Origin of the sequence: Solwaraspora sp. WMMB335, assembly GCF_049179075.1 — a bacterium.
In the GTDB taxonomy this organism is placed as follows: domain Bacteria; phylum Actinomycetota; class Actinomycetes; order Mycobacteriales; family Micromonosporaceae; genus Micromonospora_E.
In genome coordinates this window covers 2001303-2016493 of sequence record NZ_JBMHMF010000001.1, presented here as the reverse complement: position 1 = coordinate 2016493, position 15191 = coordinate 2001303, and the positions used below count along the sequence as shown (strand labels likewise).

9 protein-coding genes are annotated in these 15191 nt (G+C 70.3%); 7 read left to right on the top strand and 2 right to left on the bottom strand.

Translation table 11 applies throughout. The annotated features are described in order from the left end of the window. Window positions 1-10 precede the first annotated feature (10 nt). Window positions 11-1408 carry a serine hydrolase domain-containing protein gene (locus tag ACN27F_RS08405; protein WP_421432155.1) on the bottom strand — a complete coding sequence of 466 codons (1398 nt, stop codon included), beginning with the start codon at window positions 1406-1408 and terminating at the stop codon, window positions 11-13. A gap of 224 nt (window positions 1409-1632) precedes the next feature. Here ACN27F_RS08405 and ACN27F_RS08400 point away from each other — a divergent pair, with 224 nt between their 5' ends. Next, window positions 1633-9258: a LamG-like jellyroll fold domain-containing protein gene (locus ACN27F_RS08400; RefSeq protein WP_421432153.1), complete on the top strand. Its 7626-nt coding sequence runs from the start codon at window positions 1633-1635 to the stop codon at window positions 9256-9258. A gap of 99 nt (window positions 9259-9357) precedes the next feature. Further along, entirely contained in the window at window positions 9358-9837 is a 480-nt protein-coding gene (locus tag ACN27F_RS08395; RefSeq protein ID WP_421432151.1) for a hypothetical protein, read from the top strand. Between the two features lie 18 nt (window positions 9838-9855). Here the strand turns inward: ACN27F_RS08395 and ACN27F_RS08390 are convergent, their stop codons facing one another. Next, window positions 9856-10887 carry a glycosyl hydrolase gene (locus ACN27F_RS08390; RefSeq protein ID WP_421432150.1) on the bottom strand — a complete coding sequence of 344 codons (1032 nt, stop codon included), beginning with the start codon at window positions 10885-10887 and terminating at the stop codon, window positions 9856-9858. A gap of 171 nt (window positions 10888-11058) precedes the next feature. Here ACN27F_RS08390 and ACN27F_RS08385 point away from each other — a divergent pair, with 171 nt between their 5' ends. The 5 genes from ACN27F_RS08385 to ACN27F_RS08365 all read left to right on the top strand — a co-directional run bounded on the left by ACN27F_RS08385 (window position 11059) and on the right by ACN27F_RS08365 (window position 15179). Continuing rightward, window positions 11059-11403, top strand: a complete 345-nt coding sequence (locus ACN27F_RS08385; RefSeq protein WP_421432149.1) for a beta/gamma crystallin domain-containing protein — start codon at window positions 11059-11061, stop codon at window positions 11401-11403. 251 nt (window positions 11404-11654) lie between these two features. Then, window positions 11655-12008: a beta/gamma crystallin domain-containing protein gene (locus ACN27F_RS08380; protein ID WP_421432147.1), complete on the top strand. Its 354-nt coding sequence runs from the start codon at window positions 11655-11657 to the stop codon at window positions 12006-12008. Window positions 12009-12118: 110 nt separating this feature from the next. Then, window positions 12119-13153, top strand: a complete 1035-nt coding sequence (locus ACN27F_RS08375; protein ID WP_421432146.1) for a hypothetical protein — start codon at window positions 12119-12121, stop codon at window positions 13151-13153. A gap of 13 nt (window positions 13154-13166) precedes the next feature. Next, entirely contained in the window at window positions 13167-14258 is a 1092-nt protein-coding gene (locus ACN27F_RS08370; RefSeq protein ID WP_421432144.1) for a hypothetical protein, read from the top strand. 87 nt (window positions 14259-14345) lie between these two features. Next, window positions 14346-15179 (top strand): ACP S-malonyltransferase, encoded by an 834-nt coding sequence (locus tag ACN27F_RS08365; protein ID WP_421432142.1) that lies wholly within the window; start codon window positions 14346-14348, stop codon window positions 15177-15179. Window positions 15180-15191 lie beyond the last annotated feature (12 nt).

Below are 15191 nucleotides of genomic sequence, written 5' to 3'. Positions count from 1 at the left end.
GCCGGCCGACTCAGCCGAATTCGCGGGCGACGACGTTGGCGGCGGCAACCCGGGCGGGGTCGGGGTCCGCCCAGCTCCAGTTGGGGTGGGCGCGGTTGGTGAGCAGGGCGAAGACGAGTCCGCGGTCCGGGTCGACCAGCAGTGAGGTACCGGAGAATCCGGTGTGGCCGAAGCTGCGTGGGCCGGCCAGGTCGCCCATGAACCAGGGCTGGTTGAGGACGACGCCGAGGCCGTGGTCGGAGGTGCGGTAGGGGCGTTGCGGGTCGACGGCGGGCAGGCCGCTGTTGGCGTTGGCGAGCATCCGTGCCGTGGTGGCGGCGCTGAGGATGCGTACGCCCTGGTAGGTGCCGCCGTCGAGGAGCAGGTTGCCGATGGCGGCGACGTCGTCGGCGGTGGCGAAGATGCCGGCGTGTCCGGCGACGCCGCCGAGCTGGTTGGCGACGTCGTCGTGGACGATGCCGCGCAGCAGGCCGCGGGAGGACCGGGCGTCGGTGGCGGCCATCCGGGCGGCGATGTCGGCGGCGGAGTGCCGGTCGGTGGGGGTGAAGCCGGTGTCGGCGAGGCCGAGCGGCCCGGTCAGGCCGGTACGGAGCGCGTCGGCGAGGTTCTGTCTGGTGACTTTCTCGATGATCCGGCCGAGCGCCATCAGCCCGATGCTGGAGTAGCGGAACGTGCTGCCGGGGGTGGCGCCGTCGACGAGCCCGGTGGCCAGGACGGCATGCCAGCGGGCGTCGCGCCCGTTGATGTGGCTGATCTTGGGTCCGACGGGTAGGCCGCTGGTGTGGGTGAGCAGCATGGCGACGGTGATCGCGGCCTTGCCGGGGCCGTCGAATTCGGGCAGGTAGTCGACGACCGGGGCGTCGAGGTCGATGCGACCGGCGTCGACCTGGCGCAGGGCGAGGATCGCGGTGTGCACCTTGGTGATGGAGGCGAGGTCGTGGATCGAGTCGGGCCGCATGGCGACCCGTTGCGCCGCCGGTAGCTCGGTGGGGCCGGCGGCGTAGCGCAGGGCGTCGCCGACGGCGAGGCGGGCGACGGTGCGGCCGGCGACGGTGACCACCGCGACAGCGCCGGCGTACGTGGGGTGGCTCGGGTTGTCGCTGGTCGGCTGCAGGTACCTGCGCAGGACGTCGGAGAGGGCACGATTGGCGACCTCGCCGGCGACCGGGCTGTTGCCGGCTGTGCCGGGTGCTGCGGAGGAGCTGGTGGTGCCGACGGAGCCGAGGCCGGTCCGCGCGGACGGGTCCGGGCTGGCCGACGGCCCGCCGGTCGGGTCGACGCCGGGCACGGCGGTGCCGTCGCCCACGAAGGTGGGCACGCTGGGGCAGCCCGGGTCGGCGCAGCCGGTGAGCGCGGCGGCACCGCCGGCCAGGCCGAGCCCGAGCAGGGTACGGCGGGTGACGGGCACCGGCAGATGATGACACCGGGTGGTCGGCTGCGCCAGTCGTCGATCAGCGGCTTCCGTCCGATCGAGTCCAGATTGGAGCGTATTGACTCATCTACTGCCAGGGCGCAAAACTGCCGTGCTGGATATTGATAGCCGGCTAATCCCGTCCCTACGCTGCGAGCACTTTTCACTCTGCGTCCCGAACGGGGGAGGACGTCGTGGTGTTGCATCGTTGGCGTTCGCGTGTGTTCATTTCCTTGGCCGGTGGCCGGTTCGCCAGCTGGTGGCGGCGGGTCGCGGTGGCGTTGTCGCTGGTGCTGGTGGCGACGTTGGTCGATGTGCCGGTCCAGCGTGTCGCGCCGGCCGCAGCGGCACCTGGCCAGCAGCAGCCCGAGGCAGTGGCGGCACCGGTGTGTCCGGACGACCGGGCCGACGAGGTGTCGGCGGCGGTGGCGGCCCGGCTGTGCGGGCAGCGGGTGGAGGTCGCGGGCCTGCGGTCGGAGACCACCCAGGTGTTCGCGAATCCGGACGGGACGCTGACCCGGGAGGAAGCCCTCGCACCGGTGCGGGTGCGCGACAGCGACGGGTGGGTGCCGGTCGACCTGACCCTGCGGCGCCGGCCGGACGGCCGGGTGGCGCCGCAGGCACACCCGCGTGGATTGGTGTTCACCGGCGCGGCGGCCGGTGACGGCGAGCACGAGCTGGTCAGTCTCGACCTGCCGGCCGAGACAGCCGGCGGCGGTGCTGATGGTGACGGTGGTGAGGGTGACGGTGCTGATGACGGCGGACCCGACGGCGGCTCGGCGGGGCTGTCGTGGCGGGGTGCGGTGCCGGAGCCGGTGCTGTCCGGGCGGACGGTGACGTACCCGGATCTGCTGCCCGGGGTGGATCTGGTGTTCCATGCCCACGCGACCGGCTTCGAGCAACATTTCGTGGTCCGTGACCGGAGCGGGCTGGCGCACGTGCGGCGGATAAACCTGTCGATGCGTACGACCGGATTGCGGCCGGTGGCCGATGAGATGGGCGGGTTGGTGTTCACCGACCGCGAGGGTCGGCGGGTGGGCCGGGCGCAGACGCCGTTGATGTGGGACGCGCGGCTGGCGCCGCGGTCGTTGGAGCACGTCGACACGGCGCCGGTCGGGCTGCGTACGGTGTCGCGGGGCGCGGGTCGCACCGACCTGGAGCTGATCCCGGACGCCGAGTTCCTGGCCCGGCCGGACCTGGTGTTCCCGGTGACGATCGACCCACCGACGTCGCTGTCCCCGGCGTTCGACGCGTTCGTACAGACCGGTTACACCAGCGACCAGTCCGGCGCCAGCGAGCTGAAGCTGGGCTACAGCAACGATGGCGGAACCTGGACCGCCCGGTCGTACCTGCGGTTCAACACGACCGGGTTCGGCGGCTCGCGGATCATGACGGCGAAGTTGCGGCTGTGGAACCACCACTCGTGGTCGTGCTCGGCGGCGACCTGGGAGGCGTGGCGGACCGACCACGTCGACTCGTCGGCGCGGTGGACCAACCAGCCGACGGCGCGTACGAAGGTCGGCACCTCGTCGCAGACCCGGGGTTACAACTCGTCGTGCGGTGACGGCTGGGTGTACATCGAGGTGGGTCCGGCGTTGCAGTGGGCGGCGGACAACTCGTCGAGCAGCGTGAGCGTGATGCTGCGGGCGACGTCGGAGTCGTCGACCTCGGGGTGGAAGAGGTTCCACTCGGCCGAGGGGGCGAACCCGCCGCTGGTGTCGATCACCTACAACGCGGCACCGGCGGTGCCGACCAACCTCGCGGTGGCCCCCTGCTACACGGCGTGCGCGGCAAACGGGCGCACGACCGCGCTGCGGCCGACGGTGTCGGCGAAGCTGGCCGACAGCAACGCGGGGCAGACGTTGCAGGCCGAGTTCGTGGTGCGCAACAAGGCGACCCAGGCGGTGGTGTCGTCGTCCGGGCTGCGCTCGGGTAGCCCGGCGTGGACGAACGGGTCGACCGCGTCCTGGCAGGTGCCGGTCGACCTAACCAACGGCACGGCGTACGAGTGGCAGGTGCGCGGCAAGGACCCGTGGAACTACGGCAACTGGTCGGCATGGACGACGTTCACGGTGGACACCGCGCCGCCCGGCGTGCCGTTCGTGAGCGCCGGCATCTATCTCGACGACGGTGCCCCACACGGCGGCGCCAGCCAGCCGGACACGTTCACCTTCACCCCGGCCGGCGGCACCGACGACCTGGCGGCGTTCGTCTACCGGCTCGACTACGACACCACGGCGACCACCGTGGCGGCGGCCGGCGTCAAACAGGTGACGTTGTCCCCGCGCGACGGGCACCGCACGCTGACCGTGCAGGCCAAGGACAGTGCCGGGAACCTGTCCAACCCGAACCAGTACGTGTTCGAGGCGGGCAGCGCCGCGTTGGCGCAGCCGCTGCCCGGTGCGACGGTCGTCAAGCGGACGAAGTTGGAAGTCACCACGCCGGTGGCCGGCTACACCCGGGTGTACTTCGAGTACCGGCGCGGCCCTGGTGGCGCGGTGCTGCCGGTGCCGTCGGCGAACCTGACCTCGTCGACCGGGGTGCCGATCACCGCGACGTCGGCGTCGCCGGTGTCGATGGCGTCGTTGGGCGGGTACGCGGTGTGGAACGCCACGGACACGCTCGGCCTGGTCGGCGGGGTGGTGGAGGTCCGTGCCCAGATGTTCACGGCGACCGGGCAGACCCCGGCGTACACCGTGCCGTGGGTGCGGGTGACGGTCGACTCCTCCGGCGACGGCGCGGCCACCGACGACCTCGGCCCCGGGTCGGTCAACCTGCTGACCGGTGACTACGCGCTCTCCTCGACCGACGCCGACGAGTTGGGGTTGACGGTGTCGCGGGCGACGTCGTCGCGCCGCCCCACCGACGGCTACCTGCCGATGCCGCAGGTCCTGACCGCGAACCAGCAGCAGGTGTCCACCGACCTGACCGGCTTCACCGTGCCGGGCACCTCGTCGGCGGTCCGGTCCACGATCCGGGGCCAAGGGGAGGTCACCCCGACGGACTCGGTGGAGATCACCCCGGTCACGACCAGCAGCGACGACACCTATGCGACGGTCGGCGGCGACGTGGGCGGGATGCGGCTCGGCATGGTCGCCGGGCGCACCTACCGGATGACCGGCTGGATCTACGTGCCGGCGGCGACCGGTCTGGTGCCGCCGAACACGTTCCGCGGGCTACGGATCGTCGGTTTCTACCGTCTCGGCGGTGCCTACCACGAGGTCGCCTCGCCGATGGCGGCGTTCACCGAAGGCTGGCAGGAACTTTCCGTCGACATGACCGTGCCGGCCGGCGCGACCGAGGCGTTCGTCCGTCTCTACAACGGCATGCAGGGTGGCTCCGGCCGCAAGGTCTACTGGGACAACCTGTCGTTCACCGAGATCGTCGCCCCGTTCGGGTCGGCGTGGTCCGGCGGTGCCACCGGCGGTGCCACCGACGTCGACTACACCACCATCAGCCTGCCCGAACCGGCACTCGCCCAGGTCAACCTGATCGGCGGCGGCTGGATCACCTTCTCCCGCAACCCCGACGGCACCAGCTTCACCCCCGAGCCCGGCGCCGAAGGGATGACACTCGACCGGATCGGCTCCACGGCGTACCGGCTGTCGGAGGTCGACGGCACGGTCACCGAGTTCACCAGCCAGGGTGGGGTGTGGGCGGCCACCTCGTCGTGGACGCCGGAGTCGCACACCACGTCCCGCTTCGTCTACGACACCACCGGCGGCCGGCTGCTGCTCCGCAAGGTGATCAACCCGGTCGAGCCCGGCGTCGACGACACCGACAACTGCACCACGGCGACGCCGGCCCGGGGCTGCGAGGTCCTCGAATACACCTACGCCACGACCACCACCCCCGGGCTGTCGCAGGCCGTGTTCGGTGACTACACCGACCGGGTCAGCCAGGTACGGCTGTGGGCCTGGGACCCGGACACCTCCGCCATGACCGCCACTGTGGTCACCCGTTACACCTACGACGACCTCGGCCAGCTCCGCGAGGTGTGGGACCCGCGCGTCACCCCGGCGTTGAAGACCACGTACGCCTACACCGGTGGCCGGGTCACCACCGTCACCCCACCCGGGGAACTGCCCTGGCACGTCGACTACGCCAACCCCGACGTCGACACCGCCGCCCTGCGGTGGGACCTCGACGCCAGCTCCGGCACCTCGGTGACCGACTCCTCCGGCGCGGCCCGGCACGGCACCATGGCCGGCGGCGTCGCCTGGGGCCGGGGCAACGATCCCGACAACCCCGATGACCGGTCGGCCGGATTCACCGGCGGCACCGGCCAGCAGATCACCGTTGCCGGCACCGCCCTGTCCAACACCGCCTCCTACAGCGTCTCGGCCTGGGTACGGATCAAGGACAAGTCGGTCAACCGGACCGCCGTGTCCAAGGACGGCTCCAGCACCTCCGGGTTCTTCCTCAACTACGTCGCCGCCACCGACCGGTGGGCGTTCTCCCGGGTGTCGGCCGACAACACCGCCGCCACCCCGATCCGGGCATCGTCCGACGCCGCCCCGGTAGCCGGGCAGTGGACCCACCTCACCGGCGTTTACGACACCGCTGCCGGCCAGATGAAGCTGTACGTCAACGGCGTGCCGCAGAGCACCACCGCCGCCACCGGCGGCTGGAACGCCAGCGGCAACTACGTCATCGGCCGGGCCAAGTGGGCCGGCGCGCCGACCAACATCTGGGACGGCGAGATCGACGACGTCCGCATCCACCCCACCGCACTCACCGGCGACCAGGTCGCCGCCCTCGCCGGCGACGAGAACGCCGGCCGGCTGCTGCGGGTCCGCCGCGCCGCCCTGCAGCAAGGCTCCGCCACCGTGACCGACGGCGAGATCGCCACCAACGTCGTCTACAACGTGCCGCTGACCCAGTCGGCCGGCGGCCCGTACAACCTCGGCCCGGCCTCGATCGCCACCTGGGGCCAGACAGACCTGCCCACCGACGCCACCGCGATCTTCGGCCCGGAGGACCCGCCCGGCCGCAGCCGCGCCACACCGGGCTCACCCGGCAGCGGTGGCTACCCGTACGCGACGGTGCACTACCTCGGTGCCGGCGGCAAAGAGGTCAACACCGCCACCCCCGGCGGGCACATCGACACCCAGGAGTACGACCGGTTCGGCAACGTCGTCCGCATCCTGGAGTCCACCGACCGGGCCCTGGCCCTCGGGATCCTGCCCGACGCCGACACCTACCTCGCCGAACTCGGCCTGGCCAACTCCGACACTGCGGTCCGCGCCCACGCGCTGTCCACCATCAACACCTACGGCAGCGACGGCGTCGACCTCGTCGAGGCGCTGGGACCCACCGTCACCATGGTCCTCGAAAACGACGTCGCCGACCCCGACGGTGGCGGGCCACTACCCGCCATCGCCGCCGGCAGCACCGTCATCGGCCGCGCCCACACCGTCAACAGCTACGACGAGGGCAAACCCGACGGCGCCAGCTACCACCTGCTCACCACCGAGCGAGCGGGTGCCGCCGTCGACGGTTACCCCGACGCCGACGTACGGACCACCACCTACGGCTACGACGGACACAACGGTGGCACCTCGGGTTGGATCTTGAAGAAGTTCACCCGGACGACGGTCGACGCCGGTCCAGGCGGTTCCCCGCTGAGCGCATACGGCGTCTACAACACCACCGGCGACGCGTTGCGGTCCTGGGGATTCGACTCGACCGGCTCCGACGCGCGCGCCCGGGAGAACATCTACTACACCGCCGGGACGAATACGCAGGACGGTGCCTGCGGCAACAAGCCGGAATGGGCCGGGCGGGTGTGCCTCAGCCGTGCCATCGGCAGTGTGACGGGCCACGATCCGGCGCGAATGTCCGGCCAGTTGCCGCAGCGACGGGTCACCGCCTATCACCGGTACGGCGACGCGGAGGTGATAGTCGAGTCGGTGGGAGCCGTGACCCGGACGACGACCACCGAATTCGATACGGCCGGCCGGGCGATCGGCACTCACGTCGTGGCCGACCAGGGGGTGGCGATCGCCGCGGTGACGAACACCTTCGACAGCGGCACCGGTGAACTGGCCGCCACCACGGTCGGCGCCGACAGCATCACCCGCTCCTACGACCTACTCGGCAGGCTCATCTCGTACTCCGACGCCACCGACGCCACCACGGTCACCGAGTTCGACCGGTTCGGAAACCTGGCGAAGGTCAGCGACCCGACCGGCTGGACGACGTTCGCCTACGACCGCGACGTAGAGCCGCGCGGGCTGGTCACCGGTATCACCGACAGCATCGCCGGCACGTTCGGCGCAGGCTATGCCCCGGACGAGCAACTGGTCGAGATGACCTACCCGAACGGCGTCACCCGTCGGGACAGGCTCAACGCCAACCTGCAACCGGTCGAACGTGTGTATACCCGAGACGTCGACGACGTTGTCATCTACTCCGAGTCGGTCGTCGAGAACAGCGCCGGTCAGTGGGTGAACCACGACTACACCGGCGGCAAGAAGATCTACTCCTACGACCGGCTCGGTCGGCTGGTCCGGGCCCGACAGGACGTCGCGGTGACGCTCGGCTGCGTCACCCGCACCTACGACTACGATGGCCGGACCAACCGGACCGACCGGCGAACCCATGCTCCGGACCCGGATGGCGACTGTCAGGAAGTCACCGCGACCTCCCACGAGCAGCACACCTACGACAGCGCCGACCGGCTCGTCGACGCCGGGTATCAGTACGACGCGTTCGGCCGGATCACCGCGACGCCGGACGGGTTGGCGAACACGTACTTCGCCAACGACCTTGTCGCTGCTCAGCAACTGGATGACGCCCGACTGACCTGGACCCGTGATCCGGCCAACCGGCTGCTGAGCTTCACCTCGGAGACGTCGGTCGACGAGATCTGGACCGGTCAGACGACCAAGATCAATCATTACGGCGACGACACCGACGAGGTCCGGTGGGTCACCGAGGACACCGTCGACGGCCGGATCACCCGCAACGTGCCCGGCCCGGACGGGGACCTCGCCGCGACCACCTCGGCCATCGGTGACGTCCGGTTCCAGTTGACCAACCTGCACGGTGACGTCGCGGTGACGCTCGACTGGTCGATGGTGGAGCCAGAGCTGTTCGACTATGACGAATTCGGCGCACCGGCCCAGGGTCAGATGGACGAGCGGTACGGCTGGCTCGGCGGTAAGCAGCGCTCCCGGGAGGCACTCGGCGACGTCGTGCTGATGGGAGTGCGGCTGTACAGCCCGGTGCTGGGGATGTTCCTGCAGCCGGACTCCGTCGACGGCGGCAACGCCAACCCGTACGGCTACTGCTCGGCGGATCCGATCAACTGCACGGACCTCGACGGCAAGTGGGGCCGACGGCTGTGGCGTGGCGTCAAGGCCGTCGGTCGGTTCGTCAAGAACAACCCCGCGCTGGTGGCCAGCACGATAGCCATGTTCACGCCGCCGCCGGTGAACGCGATCGCGGGGGCGGTCGCGGTCGGCTTCGCCGCCTATTCCGCGGTGAAGAACGCCAGGGGTGGGCGGTGGGGGGCCGCCGCGTTCGACGTCGCGGGGGCGATCCCCGGTGCCGGATTCGCGGCACGCGGACTCAAGGCTGGATACTCGACGTTTCGGGCCGCTCGCGCCGCGAAGAACATCCCGAAGAAGAAGCACTATCGGGGTGCGAAGAAAGACAAACGCAAGGTTGTGAATTCTCGCAACAAGTATCGTTCAGATTCGAAGCGGCAACGTGCGAAGTCGAAGTGGTGGGGCAGGCTGGACACCCGAAGTGCATATCCGGTGGCGGTTGCCTACACTGCCTGCAAGTACCGATCGCGATGCAGAAACTCGCGTGTGGCGAACTGGGGCAGGTTCTTCTGACCTACCTGGTCCGGTCACGTCGAGTGGGCCGGGTCGAGGGCTGCGTCCGGAGGTTGACGCGGCCCTCGTGCCCTGCGATAACTACGAGAAGGTGTTCCGGTGGCCGATGGGATGATCATGGATGTTGGCGCGTTCCTGGCGCGACTGTTGGCGACCCCGGTCAGCCGACTGCTCGACGTGCATCCCGAGCCGGGCCAGAGTCGGTCCGACGCGCTTCTGGCGGACGTCAAGGGCTCCGGAGGTGAGGTCGAGGACCTGTTGCTCCGACACCTGACCCGGGCTACTGTCTGGTTTGTCGCATTCTGTATTGCTCTGCCGGTAACGTTGCTGATCTATTTTCTGGTGTCGATCGTCATCGTGCAACCTGGTGACATCGCATTCGTGGTCCTGGCATTTCTCCTGGCATTCGTCTTCTTCGTCTCGCTGGTTCATGCGTTGAAGGTGGCCTTTGTGCACTACACCCCGGAGTCGTGGTGGCGGGCACCGGGCAACCTGACGAGGTGGCTGATGCTGTCGCAGCTTCCGGATTTCGTCGTCGCGGGTGCGGCGGCGGTACTGGTGGCCTTCACTATCGCCTGAACGGCGAATCAGTGCGGGTCAGTGTGCGGCCTGGAAGGCCCGTCCCACGGCGGTGGGCTGGGTGCCGCCGCGGAACAGGCCGGTGCGGTCCCGGTCCGTGGCGGGCAGTCCGAACCACGCGTACCGCTGCAGGTAGGGCAGGCCGGCGAGCATTTCGGTCGCCGCGCTCAGGAACGCGGCCTGCTGCTGTTCGCTCGGAAACTGCGGACCGCCGGCACCGAAGCGGATCAACGCGAACTCGGTCAACCAGATCGGCTTGCCGTACCGCTGGTGCACCGCCTGAAGGTACTGCTTGAGTTGGTTCACCGCGTTGCCGGTGGTGAAGTCGCCGCCGTACCAGTGCAGGGCGATGAAATCGACCCGGTGACCGCGCTGCCGCGCACCGGACATGAACCGGTCCAGCCAGCCACCGGCGTCCGCGCCGCCCCACGCCACCGCCGGACTACCCAGGACGTTGCCCGTCGCCGCCAACTGCGGCCACAGGTCCAGCGCCTGCTCGACGGTCATGTTCGACTGTTCCGCCAGGTCCGGCTCGTTGAACCCGAGGAGGTAGGGACCGGCCTGCTCGGCACGGGCCAACTCCGCCGGGGTCACGCTGCCCGGACCCCAGATCATCGGGACGAAGGTGACCCCGGACGGGGTACGGATGCCGGAGTGCTGGGTGCTCCAGGTGTAGTACCAGCCGGCTGTCGAGTTCGCCAGCGCCTCGCTCACCCCGTCGAAGTTCCAGACGCCGACCCCTTTGCGGGTCGACGGCGCCACCGCTGGCGGCGGTGCCGTCTGGTCCGGTGCGCCCCGGACCGGTGCGGGTTGGCTCATTACTGTCGGATCCGGGCCCGGATCCGGGGTCGCCGGGTCCGTCGGAGCCGGGTCCGTCGGCGTCGGTATGCCCGACGTCACCGGGGTGCTCCGGGCGGGCCCGGCAGCCGTCGTCGACGACTGGTCCGTCCGGGCCGCGGGCCGCCCGGCGCAGCCCGCGAGCAGCAGCGCACCGGCCAGCACGACGGCGGTCAACGATCGGGAGCTGGCGCGGCCGGCCGGCAGGGTCATCGGGGTACCTCCTCGTGCCGCGACGCACCATACGTGAGGACGCTCGCAAAGTCATCCGGTGCTCCACGGACCTCCCTAGACTCGCCCGATTCTGGTGAACGAGACGGCTCTCCGCACCGTTGTGGTTCTGCCCGAACAATCGGATCCTGAGGGGACACCAGTCGAATGAGGATGAGCATCGCGAAGACCGCTGTCGGGTTGATGGCCGTCGTTGCCCTGACCTTCGCCCTGCCGGCGAGCCCGGCCATGGCCATCAACCAGGTCAGCTGTGGCGACCGCACCGATTTCCTCAAGTTGCGCATCGATCAGGGCGGTGGTTTCGGCACCAGTCGGTGCTATGCCAACCCCGGCGTCACGGCGGTGAACATCGGCGGCGTCTACCGGTTCGACACCGGTAACAACAAGGCGACGGTCAACTACGAGCGGAACGGGCGCTACTACACGATCACCCTGAACAAGTGGCAGGGCACCGACTTCGGTGCCAGGGTCCGGGTGTACGAGCTACGGATCTGGTGACGAGTAGGTGATCACCGTGGTGGGCGTGCGACGCCCGCGCCCACCACGTGGCACCCGTCCGCACCTCCGCCCGGCGGGCGTCCGGGTGGCCCCGACCGGCAACGTGAATCCGCGGCACCAGCTCACAGACCTTGCGTACCGAAGAACGGATGGTGAAGACCAAAATTCATCGGCCTGCCGTGAACGGGGAGGCGCGGCGCGTCGTTCTGACTATGCCCGAACATCGGACCACTGGAAGGAAAGCAAGCCAGATGAGGTCGAGCCTCAAGAAGATCGCCGTCGGGTTGATGGCCGTCGTAGCCCTGACCTTCGCCCTGCCGGCGAGCCCGGCCATGGCCATCAACCAGGTCGGCTGCGGAAACCGGACCGATTTCCTGACCCTGCACGTCGATCTCGGCGGTGGCGTCGGCACTGCCCGGTGCTTCGCGAACTCCGGCGTCACGGCGGTGAACATCGGCGGCGTCTACCGGTTCGACACCGGTAACAACAAGGCGACGGTCAACTACGAGCGGAACGGGCGCTACTACACGATCACCCTGGACAAGTGGTGGGGTACCGACTTCGCGGGTGCCCGGGTGCGGGTGTACGAAGTGCGCATCTGGTGACGAGTAGGTGATCACCGTGGTGGGCGTGCGACGCCCGTGTGTGGCGCGCCCACCATCGATTCCACATTCTCTCCACGAAGGTTGCACACCCGCCCCCTAGGTTGCTCGCCATGGCAGTGCAGCAGGGCAGTCGGGTGACCACGATCGGTGGGATCGACGCGATCGTGAACCGGGACCGGGCCAACCATCTCAACTGCCGCAAGGGCCAGGTGCTCGCGTTCGTGGCCAGCCGCAGCCCGTGGTGGGAGTTGCTGCTGTACGGCGCGCTCGGCTCGACGTACGACATCTACCGGCACTGCTACCGCCGCAAGGGATACCGCTGGGACTTTCCGGCGCCGTACGTGCGCGACGACGACCTCGCCGCGCTCGGCTGGTTCTCCGGTCACCAGGCCAAAGCGGACCTCGACGAGGTGCGCGACGCCCTACCCGAGTACCTGGCCAACGACCAACCGGTGCTGTTCATGGCGCCGCGCGCCGACTTCGCCTACTGGGTCGACTTCATGCGCCGGCACGGCACCATCGAGTCCGAGTACCGCGAGCTGCACTCGTACCTGGTCTGCGGGTTGAGCACGGACCGCCAGACGGTGCTGATCGTCGACAACACCACCGACAACCATGAGTACACCAGCTTCCTGATCCCGATGGCGGACCTGGCGGCCGGTTACGCCCGGGAACCGGAGCGCTGGTTCACCGACTGCCAGACCCTGCTGCGGGTCGGCGAACCGGACCTGCCCGAGCTGGCCGTGCGCTACCACCGCGTGGTGGCCGGCTACACCGACCGCTTCGAGCTCTACGACATCATCGCCGACAGCCTGCCGGCCGAGCGTGCCGCGATCGCCGAGACGTACCGCACCCCGGCGGTCAACAGCCTGGCCCTGCTGGCCGGCTCGCGCGGGATGTTCTGCCGGTTCCTGCGGCGGACCTCGCACAGCCCGCAGGTGCTGGCCCGCTACGAGCAGCTCACCGCGGCGGTCGGTGCGGTGCAGGAGCGGGTCGGCCGCTACCACGGCGGCGGCGCCGACGTGTCCCTCGACGAGTTGCACCGGCGGCTGCAGGGGCTGCGGGTCCGGGAGGAACAAGCCGCCCGGCTGCTGCGCGAGGACCTGCACCGGACGCCGGTGACCTTCCACGACGCCGAGGGCTGAGCCGATGCGACCGATGTACGTCTTCAGCGGTGTCGCCGACAGCGGCGGAACCCCGCTCGACCGGCTGCGCGAGCTGGCCGCCCGTCCGGAGAACACCCGCTTCTTCCGGGCCGTCACGGCGGCGGTGCGGGACGCCTTCGACCACGTCGGCGAGCACGCCTGCCGGCAGGCCCTGCCCGGCGGGTTGCCGCTGGCCGACTGGCTGCGGGGCACGCCGGCACCGCCTGACGCGTTGACGCACTCGCTGGTGCAGGCGGTGTGCGCCCACGCGTACCAGCTGTGCCTGCTGCAGCCGGGGCCGCGCCCGCCGGATTCGGAAGCGATCGGTGAGCCGGTCGCGGCGGTCGGGCACAGCATGGGGGTGCAGGCGGCCATCGCCGCCGGCCGCCGAGGGCTGGACCGGCGGGCGTTCATCGCGTTCAGCCAGGTGTCCATCGGGCTGGCCACGGTGATCATGCTGCGCTGCCACGAGGTGTCCGAGGCACGCGGTGCCCGCCAGCGGCTGGCCGAGGCGTACGCGGCCCGGGCCGGCACCGAAGCGTCCGCTCCGACGCCGATGGCGGGCCTCACCGCGATCAGTGAGGCGGACCTGCGCCGGTGCGTGGCGGAGTACCAGGGCGACGAGGGGCCGGTCGAGGTCGCCATCGTCAACTCGGAGCGCTCACACGTGCTGGCCGGCACGCCCGACGCCCTCGTCGACTTCTGGCTGGCCCATGCCGACCGGTTCGACCGGGACCGGGTCCGCTGGGCGTTCCTGGCCAGCACGGCACCGTTCCACTCCAGCCTGCTCGCACCGGCCGTCGCGCTCATCCACCGCGACGGCAGGGCGATCGGCTACCAGGTGCACGGTGTGGACCTGTCGGTGCCGGTGTACGTCGCAGACGCCCCGCACAACCTGCAGCAGCGCGCCGACCTGTTGCAGGACTTCCTGGAGCAGGCGATCTGCCGGCCGGTCGACTGGCGTACCACGGTCACCACCGCCGTCGCGGCGGCCCGGCCGGACCGGGTGGTCGACTTCGGTCCGGGCAACGCCGCCCGGCTGTTCACCCGGGAGAGCCTGCGCGGGCGCGGATACCCGCTGCGGTTCCAGGCGGTGCCCCATTGACCCGAGGCGCCGACCAGTGACGACCAGCGCTGACCAGTGAGGACGAACGCTGACCAGTGACGGCCAGTGACGACAAGGAGGGCGTTCATGCGCGGACTCGTGTTCCCGGGCCAGGGGGTGCAGCGGCGGGGGATGGGCGCGGACCTGTTCGACGCGGCCAAGGACGTGGTCGAGGAGGCCGACGAGGTGCTCGGCTGGTCCGTGGCCGAGCTGTGCCGGGACGACCCGGACGGCCGGTTGGGCGACACCCGGTACGCCCAGCCGGCGATCTACCTCGTCAACGCGCTGGCTGCGCGGGCGCTGCCGGATGCCGCCGGGCGGTACGCCTGGTTCGCCGGGCACAGCCTGGGCGAGTTCAACGCCCTCGCCGCGGCCGGGGTCGTCGGCCTGATGACCGGCCTGCGCCTGGTGGCCGTCCGGGCCGAGCTGATGGCCGGCGTGGCCGGGGGCGCGATGGCCGCGGTGACCGGCCTGCCGGCCCGGATGGTGGCGGCCACGCTGCGCGGCGCCGGGCTGGCGCACGTGTACGTCGCCAACCGTAACTCCGACCGGCAGGTCGCCGTCGCCGGCCGGCGTGACGAGTTGCGTCGGGCCGTGCGGGTGCTGCAGGAGGCGGGCGCCCACCGGGTCACCCCGTTGCCGGTCAGCGGCCCGTTCCACACCCCGCTGATGGGCGCGGCCGGCCAGGCGTTCGCCGAGGTGCTGCGCGGGGAGGAGTTCGCCACCGGCCACACCCCGGTGATGTCCAGCGTCACCGGCGAACCGTTCGACCCGGCCAGGGCCGTGGACCTGCTCAGCCGGCAGATCGCCGCGCCGGTCGAGTGGGTCGCCACGGTGCGGTCCCTGCGCGCCGCCGGCGTGACCGACTTCGACGAGGTCAACGGCACCACCCTCACCACTCTGATCGATCAGATCCGCTGACGTCCGACTGCG

Bases quoted from the DNA above. Each gene is read 5' to 3' on its own strand.
- ACN27F_RS08390 (WP_421432150.1), bottom strand. From the start codon at position 10,887: ATGACCCTGCCGGCCGGCCGCGCCAGCTCCCGATCGTTGACCGCCGTC.
- ACN27F_RS08385 (WP_421432149.1), top strand. From the start codon at position 11,059: ATGAGCATCGCGAAGACCGCTGTCGGGTTGATGGCCGTCGTTGCCCTG.
- ACN27F_RS08380 (WP_421432147.1), top strand. From the start codon at position 11,655: ATGAGGTCGAGCCTCAAGAAGATCGCCGTCGGGTTGATGGCCGTCGTA.
- ACN27F_RS08375 (WP_421432146.1), top strand. From the start codon at position 12,119: ATGGCAGTGCAGCAGGGCAGTCGGGTGACCACGATCGGTGGGATCGAC.
- ACN27F_RS08370 (WP_421432144.1), top strand. From the start codon at position 13,167: ATGTACGTCTTCAGCGGTGTCGCCGACAGCGGCGGAACCCCGCTCGAC.
- ACN27F_RS08365 (WP_421432142.1), top strand. From the start codon at position 14,346: ATGCGCGGACTCGTGTTCCCGGGCCAGGGGGTGCAGCGGCGGGGGATG.